At 29.3% G+C, this 18,396-nt stretch carries 17 protein-coding genes; 12 read left to right on the forward strand and 5 right to left on the reverse strand.

All coding sequences use genetic code 11. The features are described from left to right. The first annotated feature begins 13 nt into the window (after window positions 1–13). From CRU94_RS06530 to CRU94_RS06545, 4 genes are all read left to right on the forward strand, one after another. Entirely contained in the window at window positions 14–1,123 is a 1,110-nt protein-coding gene (locus tag CRU94_RS06530; protein ID WP_129105978.1) for a citrate/2-methylcitrate synthase, read from the forward strand. Window positions 1,124–1,189: 66 nt separating this feature from the next. Then, the gene (gene acnD, locus CRU94_RS06535) at window positions 1,190–3,781 is read left to right on the forward strand and encodes a Fe/S-dependent 2-methylisocitrate dehydratase AcnD (RefSeq protein WP_129105979.1); all 2,592 of its coding nucleotides are present in this window, start codon (window positions 1,190–1,192) and stop codon (window positions 3,779–3,781) included. A 243-nt stretch (window positions 3,782–4,024) separates the two neighbouring features. Then, window positions 4,025–5,203 (forward strand): 2-methylaconitate cis-trans isomerase PrpF, encoded by a 1,179-nt coding sequence (gene prpF, locus CRU94_RS06540; RefSeq protein ID WP_129105980.1) that lies wholly within the window; start codon window positions 4,025–4,027, stop codon window positions 5,201–5,203. Window positions 5,204–5,206: 3 nt separating this feature from the next. After that, window positions 5,207–6,427, forward strand: coding sequence for a murein transglycosylase domain-containing protein (locus tag CRU94_RS06545; RefSeq protein ID WP_129105981.1), 1,221 nt, complete (start codon window positions 5,207–5,209; stop codon window positions 6,425–6,427). 6 nt (window positions 6,428–6,433) lie between these two features. Here CRU94_RS06545 and pyk read toward each other — a convergent pair whose 3' ends face one another. Beyond that, window positions 6,434–7,915, reverse strand: a complete 1,482-nt coding sequence (pyk, locus tag CRU94_RS06550) for a pyruvate kinase (RefSeq protein ID WP_129105982.1) — start codon at window positions 7,913–7,915, stop codon at window positions 6,434–6,436. Window positions 7,916–8,038: 123 nt separating this feature from the next. Between pyk and thiS the strand changes: the two genes are divergently transcribed. The 6 genes from thiS to mqnE all read left to right on the forward strand — a co-directional run bounded on the left by thiS (window position 8,039) and on the right by mqnE (window position 11,854). Continuing rightward, window positions 8,039–8,239 (forward strand): sulfur carrier protein ThiS, encoded by a 201-nt coding sequence (gene thiS, locus CRU94_RS06555; protein WP_129105983.1) that lies wholly within the window; start codon window positions 8,039–8,041, stop codon window positions 8,237–8,239. A 2-nt stretch (window positions 8,240–8,241) separates the two neighbouring features. Beyond that, window positions 8,242–8,574 carry a YraN family protein gene (locus CRU94_RS06560; RefSeq protein WP_129105984.1) on the forward strand — a complete coding sequence of 111 codons (333 nt, stop codon included), beginning with the start codon at window positions 8,242–8,244 and terminating at the stop codon, window positions 8,572–8,574. 157 nt (window positions 8,575–8,731) lie between these two features. Further along, window positions 8,732–9,835 (forward strand): aminotransferase class I/II-fold pyridoxal phosphate-dependent enzyme, encoded by a 1,104-nt coding sequence (locus tag CRU94_RS06565; protein WP_129105985.1) that lies wholly within the window; start codon window positions 8,732–8,734, stop codon window positions 9,833–9,835. Further along, window positions 9,822–10,484 (forward strand): carbonic anhydrase, encoded by a 663-nt coding sequence (locus CRU94_RS06570; RefSeq protein WP_129105986.1) that lies wholly within the window; start codon window positions 9,822–9,824, stop codon window positions 10,482–10,484. The genes CRU94_RS06565 and CRU94_RS06570 overlap by 14 nt, the downstream gene beginning before the upstream one ends. After that, on the forward strand, window positions 10,465–10,785 hold the full coding sequence (locus CRU94_RS06575) for a hypothetical protein (protein WP_129105987.1): 321 nt from the start codon (window positions 10,465–10,467) through the stop codon (window positions 10,783–10,785). Before CRU94_RS06570 ends, CRU94_RS06575 begins: the two co-directional genes overlap by 20 nt. A 7-nt stretch (window positions 10,786–10,792) precedes the next feature. After that, window positions 10,793–11,854 carry an aminofutalosine synthase MqnE gene (mqnE, locus tag CRU94_RS06580; protein ID WP_129105988.1) on the forward strand — a complete coding sequence of 354 codons (1,062 nt, stop codon included), beginning with the start codon at window positions 10,793–10,795 and terminating at the stop codon, window positions 11,852–11,854. Window positions 11,855–11,870: 16 nt separating this feature from the next. On the opposite strand, the gene CRU94_RS06585 is transcribed toward mqnE, so the two are convergent. From CRU94_RS06585 to CRU94_RS06600, 4 genes are read right to left on the reverse strand one after another with little or no spacing between them, the layout of a single operon-like run. Continuing rightward, a complete protein-coding gene (locus tag CRU94_RS06585; RefSeq protein ID WP_129105989.1) occupies window positions 11,871–13,436 on the reverse strand; it encodes a hypothetical protein in 1,566 nt (521 codons plus the stop codon). Window positions 13,437–13,450: 14 nt separating this feature from the next. Continuing rightward, window positions 13,451–14,062 (reverse strand): lysophospholipid acyltransferase family protein, encoded by a 612-nt coding sequence (locus CRU94_RS06590; protein ID WP_129105990.1) that lies wholly within the window; start codon window positions 14,060–14,062, stop codon window positions 13,451–13,453. Beyond that, a complete protein-coding gene (gene miaB / locus CRU94_RS06595; protein ID WP_129105991.1) occupies window positions 14,062–15,366 on the reverse strand; it encodes a tRNA (N6-isopentenyl adenosine(37)-C2)-methylthiotransferase MiaB in 1,305 nt (434 codons plus the stop codon). Before miaB ends, CRU94_RS06590 begins: the two co-directional genes overlap by 1 nt. Before the next feature lie 19 nt (window positions 15,367–15,385). Further along, complete coding sequence (locus tag CRU94_RS06600) at window positions 15,386–15,628, reverse strand: HP0268 family nuclease (RefSeq protein ID WP_066356599.1); 243 nt, start codon at window positions 15,626–15,628, stop codon at window positions 15,386–15,388. A 152-nt stretch (window positions 15,629–15,780) separates the two neighbouring features. Here CRU94_RS06600 and nusA point away from each other — a divergent pair, with 152 nt between their 5' ends. Together nusA and cysS are read left to right on the forward strand one after the other, a co-directional pair. Beyond that, the gene (nusA, locus tag CRU94_RS06605; protein WP_129105992.1) at window positions 15,781–16,959 is read left to right on the forward strand and encodes a transcription termination factor NusA; all 1,179 of its coding nucleotides are present in this window, start codon (window positions 15,781–15,783) and stop codon (window positions 16,957–16,959) included. Between the two features lies 1 nt (window position 16,960). Then, window positions 16,961–18,361 (forward strand): cysteine--tRNA ligase, encoded by a 1,401-nt coding sequence (gene cysS, locus CRU94_RS06610; protein WP_129105993.1) that lies wholly within the window; start codon window positions 16,961–16,963, stop codon window positions 18,359–18,361. Window positions 18,362–18,396 lie beyond the last annotated feature (35 nt).

The raw sequence follows: 18,396 nt of genomic DNA on the forward strand, positions 1-18,396 counted from the left end.
CTAAGGAGAATTTATGAGCGGATTAGCAGGAGTTACAGCTGGACAATCAGCTATTTGTACATGCGGTTTAGGAAATGGTTTAAACTATAGAGGTTATGATATTGCAGACCTTGCTTTAAACACAGATTTTGAAGAAGTAGCTTATCTTTTACTTGTTGGAGAATTACCAAATAAAGCACAATTAAAAGATTTCACTAGAAAAATCATTGCAGGTAGAGAGTTACCAATTTCAGTTAAAAATGTTTTAAAATCAATTCCAGCATCATCACATCCAATGGATGTTATGAAAACTGCAACAGCAGCACTAGGATGCGTTGAGCCAGAAGCTGAAGATTTTTCTGATCAAATGGCAAAAATTATTAGACTTTTAGGAGCATTCCCATCATTTTTAGTTTACTGGCACCACTGGCATAAAAATGGTAAAGAGATTTGCCTAAAATCTGAAGAGACAACAATTGCTGGATTCATTTTAGAAAGACTTAAAGAGAAAAAACCTCTAGCTGTTGAAGTAAAAGCTATGAATGCAATGTTAACATTATATGCAGAGCATGAGTTCAATGCATCAACTTTTGCAAACAGAATTACAGCTTCTACACTATCAGATATCTACTCTTGTATGACTACAGGAATTGGAACATTAAAAGGTCACTTACATGGTGGAGCAAATGAAGTTGCTATTAAATTTGTACTTCAATTTGACAATGTTGAACATGCACTTAAATCTGTTGATGAACTGTTTGCTAAAAAAGAGAAAATCATGGGATTTGGACACAGAGTTTATAGAAATCTAGATCCAAGAAGCCCAGTTGGTTTTGAGTTAGCAAAAGAGTTAAAAGAGTTAGAAACTTCAGATCCAAAACTATTTGATATTGCAACAGCAATTAGAGACAAAGTAAAAGCTGAAAAAGGTTTACCAGATAATATTGACTTCTTTGGTGGATTAATTTACCACTATATGGAAATTGAAAGACTTTACTACACACCTTTATTCATTATGTCAAGAGCTGCTGGATGGGCTGCACATGCATTTGAACAAAGAGCTAATAATAGAATCATCAGACCAAGTTCTGAGTACACAGGACCAGAGCCTAGAGCTTTTGTTCCTCTAAAAGATAGAAAATAATCTTTAAATTTAGGCTTTAGAGCCTAAATTTTTTTTATAATCAAATTCAAAAATACGGAAAATAAAATGACAAACGAAAAATATCTTAAACAGTTAAATGGTTTAGATGTTAAATACTATGATGTAAAAAGTGCAGTTGAAGATATCACACCTGGTTCTTTTGCAAAACTTAACTACACATCAAGAGTATTAGCAGAAAACTTACTTAGAAAATGTCCAAGTGAAGATTTAAAAGATTCACTTATTCAATTAATAGAAAAAAGAACAGACAAAGATTTCCCTTGGTATCCTTCAAGAGTTATTTGTCACGATATTCTAGGACTTACAGCTTTCGTTGATTTAGCAGGTCTTAGAGAAGCAGTTGCTGCTAAAGGTGTAGATCCACAAAAAATTAATCCAGTTGTTCCAACTCAATTAATCGTTGACCACTCACTAGCAGTTGAGTGTGGTGGATTTGATCCAGATGCTTTCCAAAAAAATAGAGATATTGAAGATAGAAGAAATGCAGATAGATTTGACTTTATTAACTGGACTAAAAAAGCATTTGATAATGTAGATGTTATTCCTCCAGGAAATGGTATTATGCACCAAATTAACCTTGAGAAAATGTCTCCAGTTATTCACAATATTGATGGAATTGCATCTCCAGATACACTTGTTGGAACTGACTCACACACACCTCATGTTGATGCTCTTGGAGTTATAGCTGTTGGAGTTGGTGGATTAGAAGCTGAAAATGTAATGCTTGGAAATCCATCTTATATGAGAGTTCCTGAAGTTATTGGAGTTGAAATTACTGGTACTAGAGGGGAAGGAATTACTGCTACTGATATTGCCCTTTCATTAACATCTTTCTTAAGAGAAAATAATGTTATTTCAGCTTACTTAGAGTTCTATGGAAGCGGAATTAAATATTTAGATTTAGGAGATAGAGCAACTATTTCAAATATGACACCTGAGTATGGTGCAAGTGCTGCAATGTTTGCTATTGATGATAGAACTATTGATTATCTAAGAATTACTGGAAGAAGTCCAAAGCAAGTAAAATTAGTTGAAACTTATGCAAAAGCAAATGGTTTATGGGCAGATACTTTAGCAGAAGCTACTTATGCAAGAACAATTAAGTTTGATTTAACAACTGTTACAAGAACACTAGCTGGTCCTTCTCAACCACATAAACTTCTTCCTGTATCAGCTCTTGATGATAGAGGAATTGCTAAAAAAATTACTGTTTCAAATGATGTTATGCCAGATGGTGCAGTTTTAATTGCTGCTATTACATCATGTACAAATACTTCAAATCCAAGAAATGTTGTTGCTGCTGGATTATTAGCTAAAAAAGCAAATGAGCTTGGATTAAGTAGAAAAAGATGGGTAAAATCTTCACTAGCACCTGGTTCAAAAGTTTCTGAAATATATTTAAAAGATTCAGGTCTTTTAGCTGAATTAGAGAAATTAGGATTTGGAATTGTAGGATTTGCTTGTACAACATGTAATGGAATGAGTGGTGCACTTGATCCAAAAATCGAAGCAGAAGCAACAGCTAGCGGTGTTTATACAACTGCTGTTTTATCAGGAAATAGAAACTTTGATGGAAGAATTCACCCATTTATTAAAGAGGCATTTTTAGCATCACCTCCACTTGTAGTTGCTTATGCATTAGCTGGAAGTATTAGAGTTAATATTGAAACAGGTGTTATAGGAATTGATAAAAATGGAAATGAAGTAAGACTTAAAGATCTTTGGCCAAGTGATGAAGAGATTGATGCAATTGTTTACAAATCTGTAAAACCAGAGATGTTTGCAAAAATATATGACCCAATGTTTGCAAAATCAGACAAAGGTGAAAAAGCTGAACCATTCTATAAATGGGATGCTAAATCTACATATATTCAAAAACCACCATATTGGGAAGATGCATTTATGAGTATGCCAGCTCTTAAAAACTTAAGACCACTTGGAGTATTCCCAAATGATATTACAACAGACCACTTATCGCCTTCAAATGCTATTCAAGCAAATAGTGCATCTGGTGAGTATTGTTTAAAAATGGGGTTACCACTTGAGGATTTAAACTCTTATGCAACACATAGAGGTGACCATAACACAGCTTTAAGAGCAACTTTAGCAAATCCAAAACTATATAATGAGATGGTTAAAGATGAGAATGGTAAAGTTAAACAAGGCAGCCTAACAAAAATCATGCCAGAAGGTATTGAGTCAAGAATGTGGGAAGCAATAGAGACTTACATGGAAAGAAAACAACCATTAATTATTGTTGCTGGAACAAACTATGGACAAGGAAGTTCTAGAGACTGGGCAGCTAAAGGTGTAAGACTTGCAGGTGTTGAAGTTGTAATTGCTGAATCAATTGAAAGAATTCATAGAACAAACCTTGTTGGAATGGGTGTTTTACCACTACAATTTAAAAAAGGTGATACAAGACACACTTACAATATTGATGGAACAGAGACATTTGATATTTTAGGAAACATTGAACCAAGAGGTGATTTAACAGTTTCTATGACTAGAGCAAATGGTGAAAAAGTAGAGTTCAAAGTAACTTGTAGATTGGATACAACTGCAGAGGTTGAAGTTTACAAAGCTGGTGGAATTTTACAAAAATTCGCAAAAGATGTTATTGCAGAAAATAAGTAAACTTAAAACAAGAAATTTAATTTTAGTTTTAATTTATTAACATTGAAAAAAAGGGACACTTTGTTTTTTTAGGAGAAAGGTTTTAGAAATTTATTGAAAAAATCCCTAAAAAAGCAACGGGTGTCCCGATTCTCTTTTGTTACTTTTCTTTTTAGAAAGAAAAGTAAGAGAACTCTTTTTAATATATTAAAATTTTATAAAGCAATTTTTGAACTGTTTTATAAAATTTTAAAAGGAGAAAATATGAGTAGTTATAGACCACAAATAAGAGTAAAAGCAACATATATGAGAGGTGGAACTTCAAAGGGAACATTCTTTAATATAGCAGACCTTCCAAAAGAGGCACAAGAAGACAAAGTAAAAAGAGATAAACTTCTTCAAAGAATAGTTGGAAGTCCTGATATTTATAAACAACAAATGGATGGTATGGGAGGAGCAACTTCTTCTACTTCTAAAGCTATACTTGTAGGAAAATCAACTGTTCCAAATCACGATGTTGATTACTATTTTGGACAAGTTGCAATTGATAAAGATTTTATGGATTGGAGTGGGAATTGTGGAAATCTAAGCTCAGCTGTTGGACCTTTTGCTATTCATGAAGGATTAGTTGATAATGTTCCACAAAACGGTGTTTGTTGTGTAAGAATTTGGCAAGCAAATATCAAAAAAACAATTCTTTGTTATGTGACAATGGTTGATGGACAAGTAAAAGAGATGGGAGATTATTATATTGATGGTGTTGCTTTTCCAGCCCAAGAGATAAACTTAGAGTTTGCAGAACCAGTTGATCCAAGTGAAGAGCTATTTCCAACTGGAAATTTAGTAGATGATTTAGAAGTTCCTGGAATTGGAACATTTAAAGCTACAATGATAACAGCTGGAATTCCTACAATATTTTTAAATGCTAGCGATATTGGATATAAAGGAACAGAGCTTCAAGCTGATATTAATAGTGATGCCCAAGCCTTAGCAAGATTTGAAAAGATAAGAAGCTATGGTGCTTTAAAAATGGGTTTAATTTCTGATTTAAGTGAAGCAGAAACAAGACAACACACTCCAAAAATTGCTTTTGTTGCACCAAAATCTGATTTTACAACTTCAAGTGGTAAAGAGGTAAAAGCTCACGAGATTGATCTTCATGTAAGAGCTTTATCTATGCAAAAACTTCACCATGCAATGATGGGAACAGCATCGGTAGCTATTGGAGTTGCAGCTTGTATAGAAGGAACTTTAGTAAATTTAGCTGCTGGTGGAGGTGAGAAAACTGCTGTTGAGTTTGGACACCCATCTGGAACACTAAAAGTTGGAGCAGTTATAAAAAAAGAGAACGGTAAATATATAGTTGATAAAGCTACAATGAGCCGAAGTGCAAGAATAATTATGAAGGGTGAAGTTTACGCACCTGCAGATATTATGGAATAAAAAATGAGAAAAATAACTCTTCTTGCCATATTTTTAGGTTTGTTACAAGCAGAAAATTTTCAAGAGTATAAAAAAGAGCAAGAGAGTGATTTTCAAAAAAAAATAGACTCTTTTAATGCACAAAAAAATAGAGATTTAAACTCATTTACTCTTTATAAAGAGAACTCTCTTAAAGAGTTTGAAGAGTACAAAAAGGCTCAACAAGAGGCTTTTGATGAGTTTAAAAACGAAGCAGCAAAACTTTGGGAAGTTGCAAAAATGCCAACTGCAAAATCTTTAGTAAATTATACAGATGATAAAAAAACTAGAGGGGAAATAGATTTTGAAAATGAAAGAATTGTTGTTGAAACAATAGCGAGCTCTTATGAAGAGGCTACTAAAAATTTAAAAAAAGAGTTAGCCCTTCTTGTAAGTATCGATACAGATGAGTTTAATCGTATAGACCCATTTGAAAAAAAACTATCAAATATAAAACCACAAAGTAGTATTGTAAGCTCATCTTTTAAAAATGAGTCTATTTTATCAAATGTTATATTTGGTAAAAAACCAACAAATAAAGAGTTGAATCTTTATACAAACAAAAATATAAACAATCAAACAATAAAAGTGCAAAATAATCCCAAAGTACCAAATCAAAAAGTCTATAGTGTAGCTGTAGCAATGCCAAATAATGCCATGATTAAAAAATCAAAAGAGTATGAAAATGAGGTTGCAAAACAAGGAAAAATACGAGAGATTCCAAAAAGTTTAGTATTTGCAATTATGCACTCTGAGAGTAGTTTTAATCCAAAAGCAAGGTCGCATATTCCAGCATTTGGTCTTATGCAAATAGTTCCAAGCTCTGCTGGAAGGGATGTTTATAATTTCTTATATAAAGAGGAAAAACTTGTAAGCGATACATATCTTTATAACTCAACAAACAATATAACAATGGGAACAGCGTATTTACATATGTTATATTATAGATATCTATCAAAAATTACAAATGATGAGAGTAGATTGTATTGTGCAATTGCAGCTTACAACACAGGGGCTGGAAATGTTGCTAGAACTTTCTCAAAAACAACAAATATGGCAAATGCAGCACCAATAATAAACTCTATGACTCCAAAACAGGTTTATAATAAGCTTTTAAAAGATTTACCTTATGATGAGACTAAAAACTATCTACAAAAAGTAACTGCTAGAATGCACTCTTATTCAGAAATTTATGGTAAGAACTAGATATCTCTAGTTCTTTGCCTCTTTTTTACTCTTCTTAGCTTTTTGTCTATTCTCTTTAAAGTTCATATAGTACTCTATTTCACTTGGTGTTAAAATTTTTATTGTATTTGTACTTCCAGGAAGTCCTACTGGATATCCAACTGTACAGATATATAATCCTTGTCTATTTAAAACACCATTTTTCTCTAATGTTCTTAACATCTTTTGAATCATTTTTGAAGCTTGTGCCTCTTTAATTACAGCAACTGGTTCAACTCCCCAAATTGCAGTTAATTGTGTCAAAGTCTCTTTACTGTGTGTGAATGTATATAAAGGAGTTTTTGGTCTATATCTTGACATCTTTCTAGCAGAGTTTCCTGTACTTGTTAAAGATAATATTCCACAAGCATTTAAGTCATCTGCAAGTTTTGTAACTGTTGCTTGAATTACATCAAACTCATCTAAATATGGTAAAGAGTCTCTTTTTGTATGGTCATAAATTTTCTCTGTTTGACTAATAATATTTTGCATAGTCTCAACAACATTTGTAGGATTATCTCCAACCGCACTCTCTTCAGAAAGCATTACAATATCAGTTCCATCTAAAACAGCATTTGCAACATCTGAGATTTCAGCTCTTGTTGCTCTTTCATTTTGAGTCATCGATAAAAGCATTTGAGTTGCAGTAATTACAGGAATTCCTCTTTCGTTTGATTTTTTAATCAACATTTTTTGAATAGTAGGAACATCATAATAAGGAACTTCAATTCCTAAATCTCCCCTTGCAACCATTATTCCATCGCTATTATCCATAATCTCATCTATATTTGAAACAGCATCAAACTTCTCAATTTTTGCTATTAATTTTCCATTATAACTTCCTAGAAGTTTTCTTGCTCTTTTCATATCGTTTGCATTTTGAACAAAAGAGATTGCAAAATAGTCAACTCTATTTTTAACTCCCCATGCAATATCAGCTTCATCTTTTTTTGTAATAACTTCAATATTTATAACAGTATTTGGAAAATTAACACCTTTTCTTGAACTTAATGTTCCAAAGTTTTCAATTTGGGCAACAACCTTTGGTTTAGTCTCAATAACTTTTGCTTTTATAACTCCATCATAAAGATAAATATACTCATCTTTTTTTATTTTCTCTAAAATATATGGATAGTTTATAGATACAACATACTCATTTTCAGATTTTTTATATCCAACAATCTCCTCTTTTTCAAAAGTTATAGTATCTTTACTTTTTAAGTTAAAGGGCTCTTTTAGCTCTCCAACTCTTATTTTTGGTCCAGAAATATCTTGTAGAATTCCTACAATTTTATTTTTATTTTTCATTGCAGTTCTAATATTATCAATTGTCTCTTGATGATACTCATGACTACCATGTGAAAAATTCAGTCTAAACATATTAGCACCAGCATCAATTAATCTTTCAATCATCTCTAAACTATTACTTGCAGGCCCTAAAGTTGCTAAAATTTTTGTCTTTTTTTGCATTTAATCTCCTTTAAATATGACATTATACTCTTTTATTTGTTACTCTTTAGTTACAGATGGTATAAACCAACTATTAAGAAATTTATGAGTATAATTTCTTCCCATTTTTTAAAGGAAGAGAGTTTGGAAGTAATAATAAACGGTAAATTACAAAAAATAGAGAGTAATTTAACACTAGAAGAGATAATAAAAAATTTAAAAAATATTGATGAAATTATGGCTTGTGCAGTTAATATGGATATTGTAAAAAGAGATGAATGGTGCAACTATATACCACAAAAAAATGACACTATTGAACTTTTAACTTTCGCTACAAGTGCATAAATATGAGTAGGGTCAAGGGAGATTTTGCAGAAGAAAGGGCGGTTTTTTTCCTGCAAGAGCTTGGCTTTACAATTATAGAAACAAATTTTTATGCAAAAAAAATAGGCGAAATTGATATTATTGCAATAAAAGATGGTGTTTATCACTTTTGTGAAGTAAAATCAGGTGAAGATTATGAAACTGCAATATCAAATCTAACAAATCTTAAGTTATCAAAAGTAAAAAGAAGTGCTCTTTATTATTTACAAATTAAAAATTTAGATGTTACTTTTTGTATTGATGCAATAGTTGTAAATGAAGATAAAATAGAGTTTTTAGAGAATATAACTTTATAAAAAATAGCCAAAGATGAAGGTCGCAAAACATCTTTGGCTTGTTTTAGTGTACTTTAAAATACAAAAAAGATTCTACAATCTTGTAGTAGCAAAAAACTAGCATTTAAAAATTTTAATTAATTTTTAGATATTATATCTATCAACTAATGGAGTGAATTTGTATAAAAAAGAGCTTGAAGCAATAGAAAAAGCAAATAGAACAAGAAATAGAGTTCTATTTGATGAACAATTATTAGATTTAGCATCAAATGACTATTTAGGATTAGCAAAAAACAGAAAACTTTTTGAAAAAGCATATAAAAGAGTTTTAAAAAACAACTACTTTGCACCAAAAGCATCAATGCTTGTAAATGGTTATTCAAAAATTCATCAAGAGTTTGAAAAAAAGCTAATAGAAGCAAATGGTTTTGAAGATGCAATTATTGTTGGGAGTGGTTTTTTAGCAAATATCTCTTTACTAGAAGCGCTGGTTCGAAAAGGGGATACACTTTTTATTGATGAGGAGTATCATGCAAGTGGTATTTTAGCATCAAAACTTTTGGATAAAAATCAAGTAGTTACATTTTTACACAATGATGAGAAAGATTTAGAGAATAAAATTTTATCATCAAGCAGTAGTGGAAGAAAGATTATTGCAATAGAGGGTGTTTACTCTATGAGTGGTAATTTAGCAAAAAAAGAGATTTTTGAAATAGCTAAAAAATATGATGCAATTTTAGTAGTAGATGAAGCTCATAGTTCTGGAGTAATTGGAGATAATCTTTTAGGAATTTTTGATTTTTATAACATAAAAATTGAAAAAAATCATATAAAAATGGGAACTTTAGGAAAAGCTTATGGCTCTTATGGAGCATATATATTGGCTTCAAAAAATATTATAAAATTTTTAGAAAATAGAGCAAAACCAATTATCTATTCAACAGCTCCTTCACTTTTTGACACAGCCCTTGGATTGGAATCTTTAAAATATATTTTAAATAACAAGCAAAAACTAAAACAAAAAATTAATAAAAACTTAAGTATAATCCAAAGCTATTTAGGAGTAGATTCAAAATCACTTATTATTCCAATATTAGTAAATGATAATAAAAAAGTTTTGAAGATTCAAAAAACCTTAAAAGAGAGTGGATTTTTAGTTGGAGCAATACGGCAACCAACAGTTAAAAGTGCTATTATTAGACTTATTGCAAAAATAGATATAAGTAACAATAAGCTAAAAAGAGTTTGTAAATTGATAAAGGAATTAAATGCAGATAAATGATTTAATAAAGGGTAACAAAAAGTTTAGAGAGGTTAGATTTTCTAAATATGAAGCAGATTTAAAACAACTTGCAGACACAGGACAACATCCAGAGATTTTATTTATTGGTTGTAGCGATAGTAGAGTAACTCCTGATTTAGTTCTTGATACAAAACCAGGTGATATGTTTATTTTAAGAAATGTTGGAAACTTTGTACCACCTTATAATCCTGATGAGGATTTTCACGGAACAAGTGCTGTTATTGAGTATGCTGTAAATATTTTAAATGTAAAACATATTATAGTTTGTGGACACTCACATTGTGGAGCTTGTAAAAATCTATATCAAGATTTAGGAGATTCTCCTGATTTAGTAAATATTAAAAAGTGGTTAGAGCTTGGAAAAAAAGCTAAAGAGTACACACTTTTAGCAACTTTAAACAAAAATGATAAAGAGCAAATTTATAGAACAACAGAGAAAGTTTCAATTGTATATCAAATGGAAAACCTTTTAACTTTCCCTTATATTGTACAAAAAATAAAAGAGGGAAAACTTCAAATTCATGGTTGGTATTACAAAATAGAAGATGGTAATATAGAGTATTATGACGGAAATGATTGTTCTTTTAAACCAATACAAGAGTATCCAAATGAATCATCAACAAACTAGAAAACTACCTAAAAAAACTGTAATAACTATATCTATTATAGTTACTCTTGGAATCTTAACTTTTGTAACTCTTCAAACTTTAAAAGTTGAAAAATTTAGTGAAGTTTTATATACACTTGATCATAAAAATATAAAAAATCTAAAAGTTGTAAATAAACAAAGCGTTGAAGATATGCAAACAAAGTTTAAAACTACTGTTTATAAAGTTGTTTTTGATGATTTAGATTTAAATAAAAATTGTATTGGATTTATTTATAGAGATAAAGAAGGAAACTATATCAAAGATATAGATTGTAAGTAGGAAAATTATGACTTTAGAAGAGAAATTAGAGAAAAATATTAGATTAGATTTTGAAGATGGTGTTAAATTATACGATTTGGATGTAATTACTTTAGGATATTATGCAAATAAAATAAGAGAGCAAAAACATCAAAAAAAGACATATTTTAATATAAATAGGCACATTAATCCAACAAATATCTGTAAAGATGTTTGCCAATTTTGTGCATATAGTGCAACAAGAAAAAATCCAAATCAATATACTCTAACTCACGAAGAGATGATTGAAACTGTTAGAAACTCATCAAAAAATGGTATTAAAGAGGTTCATATAGTTTCAGCACACAATCCTCACACTGGACTACAGTGGTATATGGATATTTTTAAAAAAATAAAAAAAGAGTTTCCATCAATTCATATAAAAGCTTTAACAGCAGCTGAAATTCACTTTTTAAGTAGTGAGTATAACTTAAGTTATGAAGAGATTATTGATACTATGTGTGAAAGTGGTGTTGACTCAATGCCAGGTGGTGGAGCTGAAATTTTTGATGAGAAGATTAGAAAAAGAATTTGTGGTGGGAAAGTAAGTAGTAGTGACTGGTTAAAAATTCATGAACTTTGGCATAAAAGAGGCAAAAAAAGTAATGCAACAATGCTTTTTGGTCATATAGAATCTAAAGAGCATAGAGTTGACCATATTTTAAGATTAAGAGAGCTTCAAGATATTACAGGTGGATTTAATGCATTTATTCCTCTTGTATTTCAAACAGAAAATAACTACTTAAAAGTAAAAGAGCCAATAACTGCAAATGAGATTCTAAAAACTTATGCAATATCAAGACTACTTCTTGATAATATTCCAAATATAAAAGCATACTGGGCTACTTCTACAGTTAAACTAGCACTTATTGCTCAAGAGTTTGGTGCAAATGATGTTGATGGAACTATTGAAAAAGAGTCAATTCAAAGTGCAGCTGGAGCAAATAGTAAAAATGGGGTTTCTCAAAATGAGTTTATTGATTTAATCAAGAACTCTGGATTTATACCAGTTGAAAGAGATAGTATTTATAATGAGTTAAAAACATATTAAAAGAGAAGATTAAATTTTAATCTCTCTTTTGAAAATAGTCTAAATAAAATTTAATCTCTATCCCATCTTCTTGATTATTTTGCATAAAAATAGGAAAACTTAAGTTTATAGAGTATAACTCTTCATTTAACTTAGCTATTAAATCAAAAAACTCTTGAGGATTTGAATTATCCATTTTCGCACTAAATGTTAATTTATTTAACTCATCTACTCTCTCTTGTTTTACAAAAACTATCTCACTATTTTGAGTTAAAAGTATTTGTAAATGCTCTTTTATCTCATCAATTGTAAATATATCATCACTCATGTACTCTATTTTTATAGATTTTTGCATAGAATCTAAAGAGTCTATTTCATTTTCAAAGCTCAAATTTACACTAAAATCCTCAGGATTATTATCTAGTCTATTCATCTTATAATTTTTATAAATTCCACTAAGTGAGCTTGTAAATAGTTTTAAATTTGTATCATCTTTTACCAAAACTTCAAGCTCTAAACTATTTTTATATAGTTTCATTGAGTTTATCATCACTTTTTGAGGAACTGTTTGAAATATATTTTGAATCTTTTGAGCAAATAACTCATTTGCTTCTACATGATTTGGAAGATTAATCTCTACTTTTTTCTCTTTTTTAATTAAGTCTAGCTGTTGTGCAAGATTAACAAAGTTTATATCCTTGAATACATAATATGCACCATAAATCAAAAATGCAAATAAAAATACTAAAATAATATATCTTGGATCATTTTTTACTTTTTTAGCTCTTGGTTTTATAAAACTATTAACTCCTAAATTCTCTTTAGTTAAAATATCAAGCTCTTTATCAATATCAACAGTAAAATCATCAATTTTTAGTTTCAACTCTTGACTTAGGCTATTTATCTGCTCTTTTGATAGATTTTTTAAAGGTAAAAGTAGTGATATCTTCTGTACAAAAATATCATCTCTTTGTTTGTGAAATGTTAAAAGAACATTTTGTAAAATATTATTTAACTCAAGATAATAAAGTTCATCAAAAAGTTTTTGCCCCTCTATATCATTTTCATAAAAATGTGTCTTTTTAACCGTATCAAAACTAAGTAGTGGTACAACTTCGTTGTAGATAATATTACTATGCTTATCAACTATTAAAATATAAGCTCTACTATTATAAATAAATACTATTAGTTCACTTTTTGGTGTATGTCTAATTATATGTTGTTTCATTATGTGAAATGCTGAATATATAAAATCTATTCCACAAGATGCAAAATAGTTTTTTGTCTCAAATAAAGTAGTATCAAGAACAACAATATCATGTCTTAAATCAAAATCAATAATCGTACAATCTTTTACTTTAGCACTCTTTTTAGGAACAATTTTTGTAGTATCACTTAATAATAGAGTGCTTAGATATGAGTCTTGAGATAATTGAATAGAGTTTAATTTTTGTGAAATATTTGAAGGAATTATATCCTCATCTACCAAGTAAGTTGAACTTGAAACTTTTATAGAAGCATCTTTTTTAAACTTTTTTTGTTCTATTTTTAGCTGATTATTTTGCTTTATAAGATTTATAAATAGAGTATCTTTTTTAAACATTTTTATTTCCTAAATTAATCTAAAGAGTGAATTAACATCTTATCTTTTATAACTTTTTTTGCCTCTTCTAGCTCCAAATTATCTACACTAAAGGGTTCACTTATATAAAAATCAATCCTACCAAAAGGTTTTGGAAGAATAAATTTATCCCATGAGTTAAATTGCCAATACTTTGTAGGAATTGCATTAAAACATCTAATCTTTTTTCCACTTTTTTGTGCAATTGCAACAATACCATCTGCAATACTGTATCTAGGACCTCTTGGACCATCAGGAGTAATTGCTATATCATTTCCAATTTTTAACTCTTTTAGTGCAGAAATCATAACTTTAGCTGCACCTTTTGAAGATGATCCTCTAATAGAACCAATATTGAAGTTTTCAACCAATTTAGAAATAATTTCACCATCTCTATTTTCACTAATCATAGCCTTTACAATACCATCTTTTCTAAATGCAAAGTAATTATATGGTTGTGACATTAAATCTGCATGCCACATTGAAATTATAAAAGTCTCTTTATCATCATTTGGATGGTGATAAACTTTTTTGTTCGTAGCGTATATAAACTTTACTAAGTAATATAAAATTTTAGGAGCAAATCTTTTTTTAAATTTTTTCCACATTATGCTACAACTTCTCCTTTTAGTGATGTTCTTGTTGCCTCTGTTATTTTTATATCCACAAATTTTCCAAGCAACTCATCACTACCTTTAGCAAAAACTAAAAAGTAGTTATCTGTATATCCACTTACTTCACCATTTGGTTTTAGACTTTCAATTAAAACATTTACAGTCTCTCCAACCATTTTTGGCATACTTTGTTCTAAATGTCTTTTATGAAGCTCTATTAACTCTTCAAGTCTTGCACTTCCAACCTCATCAGAAACTTCAATATCTTTTAAAGCAAGTGCTTTAGTATTTGGTCTTGCTGAATATTTAAAGTTAAATATTTGATCAAACTTAACTTGATTTACAACATCTAAAGTATCACTAAAATCCTCATCACTCTCTCCTGGGAAAGCAACAATAATATCTGTTGTTATTCTAAGTTCTGGAATAAGCTCTCTTAATCTAAATGCTCTATTTAAAAACCACTCTTTTGTATATCCTCTTTTCATGGCTTTTAAAATAGAGTTTGATCCACTTTGAAGTGGCATATGAATACATTTTGAAATTTTTGGATTTTTTGCAAACTCCTCTATAAACTCATCATCCATATGAAGAGGATGAGGAGATGTAAATCTTATTCTTTTAAGTTTCTCTATTTTTGATATATCTTGAAGAAGTTTTGTAAAACTATATTTATCTGCGTTATTACTAAATCTTTTTCCATAAGAGTTTACATTTTGTCCCAAAAGCATAACTTCAACAGCACCATTATCAACAGCTTTTTGTATTTGTGAAACTATCATAGAAGGAGGAATTGAGATCTCTTCTCCTCTTGTACTTGGCACGATACAATATGTACACTCTTTGTCACAACCAACAGAGATATTAACACTTGTTCTATAGTTATTTGTTTTTGGTGTTGCAAAATCATATTGTGAATCATCATTTTCAATACTAATTTCAACAGCACCTTTTATATCAACTACATCTTTTATTTTTGATATATTTCTAGCCCCTAGTACAAAATCTACATAAGGAGCTCTTTTTATTATATCTTGACCCAAATGTGATGCAGTACATCCGCAAACTCCAATTTTAGCACCCTCTTTTTTCTTTTTGTTAAATTGTCCAATTTCAGAAAAAAGTTTTTGAACAGGTTTTTCTCTAACAGAGCAAGTGTTTATGATAATTAAATCTGCATCTTCAATATTTTGTGTAGCTGTATAACCTTTATGTTTTTCAAGTTCAGCTTGTATATGTTTACTATCGGTGTCATTCATCTGACAACCCAAAGTTTGTATAAATAGTTTTTTACTCATATTTTATATACTCAAAAAATTAAAGAGCATGAACCTCATACATATACTCATCATCTGCTAAACCATACTTAATCTCTCTAAAGTATATATTAAAACCCTCTTTTTCTAAAGCTTCAACTAAAGCCATCATATCTTTGTGTGAGTTATCTCTATCAAAATAAAAAATCTTCTGAGCCTCTTTTTTTAGTTCATCTTTAATCTTATCTAATTGAACTTTTTTTGGCTTCTCATTTAATTCATTTCTAGCAAGTAGTAATTCCATTTATTAAACCTTTTTTTTATAATTAATCGGACATTTTATTCAAAAATTGCTTTAATTTCTATAAAAGGTAAATTAGATATACTATTGCTCTAAAACTTGCATTGAAAATCAAACTCACCATTTCAATGTTAAAAACATATAAAGGTACATTTATGGATAAAATAATTGATATTTTAGACTCTATTGCTTATGAAAAGGGTCTTAAAATTACTGATGTTGAAGCAGCTTTAAAAGAGGCTTTAATAAAAACTGCTCAAAAGATGGTTGACCACTCTTTGATATTTGATGCAAAAATAGATAGAGCAAATAAAAAATTAATTCTTTTTCAAAAAATTGAAGTAGTTGCAAATGATGATAAAAAACTACAAGATGCTTGTGTTGATAGTGAAGGAAAACCTTTAAATAAAGAGAATTTTATATCAATAGATGAAGCTAAATCTATAAATAGTGATTTAGAGATTGGAGATTTTTTAAGCTATGAATTAGAGTTTGAAAATATGGGAAGAAATGCAGCTGTTATTCTTTCAAGCAATTTTGAATATAGACTTCAAAGATTTATTGAAGAGAATATTATGGCAAAATATAAAGAGAAAGTAGGAAAAACTGTATCTGCTGTAGTTACAAGAATTGATAAAGCTGATAATACTTTTATAGAAATTGGTGAAATTAAAGGTATCTTACAAAGAAAAAATAGAATAAAAGGTGAAAAATTTAAAGTAGGAGATACTTTAAAAGCTGTTGTAAGAGGTGTAAATATTGATAAAAACTTAGGTTTAATAGTTGATCTTTCAAGAACTAGTCCTAAATTTTTAGAAAACCTATTGGCAGTTGAAGTTCCTGAACTTAAAGATGAAAAAATTGTAATAGAGGCAAGTGCTAGAATTCCAGGGACTAGATCTAAAATTGCACTTAACTCTTTAAGTCCTACAATTGATGCTATTGGTGCTGTTGTTGGAGTAAAAGGGGTTAGAATAAACTCTGTTTCAAAAGAGCTAAATGGAGAAAATATTGATTGTGTTGAGTATTCAAGTACACCTGAAATATTTATTGCAAGAGCTTTAAGTCCAGCAATTGTAAATAGTGTAGTTGTTGAGACTGAGCCTAAAAATGGTGAAAAAGGTAAAGCTATTGTTACAATAAATAGTGAGCAAAAATCAAAAGCAATTGGAAAAGAGGGACTTAATATTAGATTAGCTTCAATGCTTACAAAATATGATATTGAGATTAAAGAAGTTGGTACTACAAACTTAAACTTAAACTTAAATGATAATGAGACAAAAAAAGAAGAGAATAAATCTGATGTTTCATCTTTAGAGGCACTGTTTAAATAGTATGGAAAAGATATTTTTATTTGATTCATCAAAAAAAGAGAAAGTTGAATTTAAATCATTAAAAGATGGTATTGTAAAAATATATGTTTGTGGTCCAACTGTTTATGACAACTCTCATCTAGGACATGCTAGAAGTGCTATCGCTTTTGATCTACTTCATAGAGTTTTAAAATTAAATGCTTATGAAGTTGTTATGACAAAAAACTTTACTGATATTGATGACAAAATTATAAAAAAGATGAATCAAAGTGGTAAAAGTTTAGAAGAGATAACAAATTTTTATATAGATTTATATAAAAAAGATATGGAAGCTCTAAATATTTTACCAAACTCTTTAGAGCCAAAAGCTACTTTAAATCTTGAAGCTATGAAAGAGATGATTGAAAACTTAATTAAAAAAGATATAGCTTACAAAACACAAACTAGTATATATTTTGATGTTTCAAAAGATAAGTTATATGGTAGTTTATCAAATAAAATTAGTGAAGATTCAAAAGCTAGAGTTGAAGGCGATAGTGAAAAAAGAAATAGTGCAGATTTTGCACTTTGGAAGTTTGAAAAAAACGATGATGTAGCATTTGAATCAAGTTTTGGAAAAGGAAGACCTGGTTGGCATATTGAGTGTAGTGCCATGATTAAAAAACATCTAGCATATAGTGATGAACCATATCAAATAGATATTCACTGTGGTGGTGCTGATTTACTATTTCCTCACCATGAAAATGAGGCTAGTCAAACAAGATGTGATAGTGGACAAAATTTAGCTAAATATTGGCTTCATAATGGTTTTGTAAATATAAATGGTGAAAAAATGAGTAAATCCTTAGGAAACTCATTTTTCTTAAAAGATGTTTTAAAATCATATAGCGCAGAAGTTGTTAGATACTATTTGTTAAGTGCAAAATATCAAGCTGATATAAACTTTAATGAAGAGGATTTAATCACTTCTAAAAGAAGATTAGACAAGCTTTATAGAGTTAAAAAGAGAGTTTATGCAGTAGAATCAAATCTACAAGATAAAATTTTTGAAAATAGCTTATTAAAAGCTTTAAATGATGATATTAATACTCCAGTTGCACTATCTATTATTGATGAGTTTATAAATAGTTCAAATGATAAATTAGATTCAAACCCTAAAGATAAAAATCTAAAACAAACTATTGTTTCAAATATAGCTTATATTGAAAAAGCTTTAGGAATTGGTGGAAGTGATGCTTTTGCTTATTTTCAATTTGGAGTTAGTGAAGAGTTAAAAAATCAAATAGATTCACTTTTAAAACAAAGAGCCAAAGCAAAAATAGATAAAGATTTTACAAAAGCTGATACAATAAGAGATGAGCTAAATAGAGTTGGAATATCTATAATGGATACTACAAACGGAACTGTTTGGGAAAAATTATAAGATTTTAAAAAACTTTTTTAATTTAAAGGTTTTAA

Origin of the sequence: Arcobacter sp. AHV-9/2010, assembly GCF_004116575.1 — a bacterium.
Classification (GTDB): Bacteria; Campylobacterota; Campylobacteria; order Campylobacterales; family Arcobacteraceae; genus Aliarcobacter; species Aliarcobacter skirrowii.

Coding starts and splice junctions, on each gene's coding strand:
- nusA (WP_129105992.1), top strand. CDS start 15,781: ATGGATAAAATAATTGATATTTTAGACTCTATTGCTTATGAAAAGGGT.
- CRU94_RS06585 (WP_129105989.1), bottom strand. CDS start 13,436: ATGTTTAAAAAAGATACTCTATTTATAAATCTTATAAAGCAAAATAAT.
- CRU94_RS06545 (WP_129105981.1), top strand. CDS start 5,207: ATGAGAAAAATAACTCTTCTTGCCATATTTTTAGGTTTGTTACAAGCA.
- CRU94_RS06530 (WP_129105978.1), top strand. CDS start 14: ATGAGCGGATTAGCAGGAGTTACAGCTGGACAATCAGCTATTTGTACA.
- CRU94_RS06590 (WP_129105990.1), bottom strand. CDS start 14,062: ATGTGGAAAAAATTTAAAAAAAGATTTGCTCCTAAAATTTTATATTAC.
- CRU94_RS06600 (WP_066356599.1), bottom strand. CDS start 15,628: ATGGAATTACTACTTGCTAGAAATGAATTAAATGAGAAGCCAAAAAAA.
- CRU94_RS06560 (WP_129105984.1), top strand. CDS start 8,242: ATGAGTAGGGTCAAGGGAGATTTTGCAGAAGAAAGGGCGGTTTTTTTC.
- CRU94_RS06575 (WP_129105987.1), top strand. CDS start 10,465: ATGAATCATCAACAAACTAGAAAACTACCTAAAAAAACTGTAATAACT.
- cysS (WP_129105993.1), top strand. CDS start 16,961: ATGGAAAAGATATTTTTATTTGATTCATCAAAAAAAGAGAAAGTTGAA.
- miaB (WP_129105991.1), bottom strand. CDS start 15,366: ATGAGTAAAAAACTATTTATACAAACTTTGGGTTGTCAGATGAATGAC.
- pyk (WP_129105982.1), bottom strand. CDS start 7,915: ATGCAAAAAAAGACAAAAATTTTAGCAACTTTAGGGCCTGCAAGTAAT.
- acnD (WP_129105979.1), top strand. CDS start 1,190: ATGACAAACGAAAAATATCTTAAACAGTTAAATGGTTTAGATGTTAAA.
- mqnE (WP_129105988.1), top strand. CDS start 10,793: ATGACTTTAGAAGAGAAATTAGAGAAAAATATTAGATTAGATTTTGAA.
- prpF (WP_129105980.1), top strand. CDS start 4,025: ATGAGTAGTTATAGACCACAAATAAGAGTAAAAGCAACATATATGAGA.
- CRU94_RS06570 (WP_129105986.1), top strand. CDS start 9,822: ATGCAGATAAATGATTTAATAAAGGGTAACAAAAAGTTTAGAGAGGTT.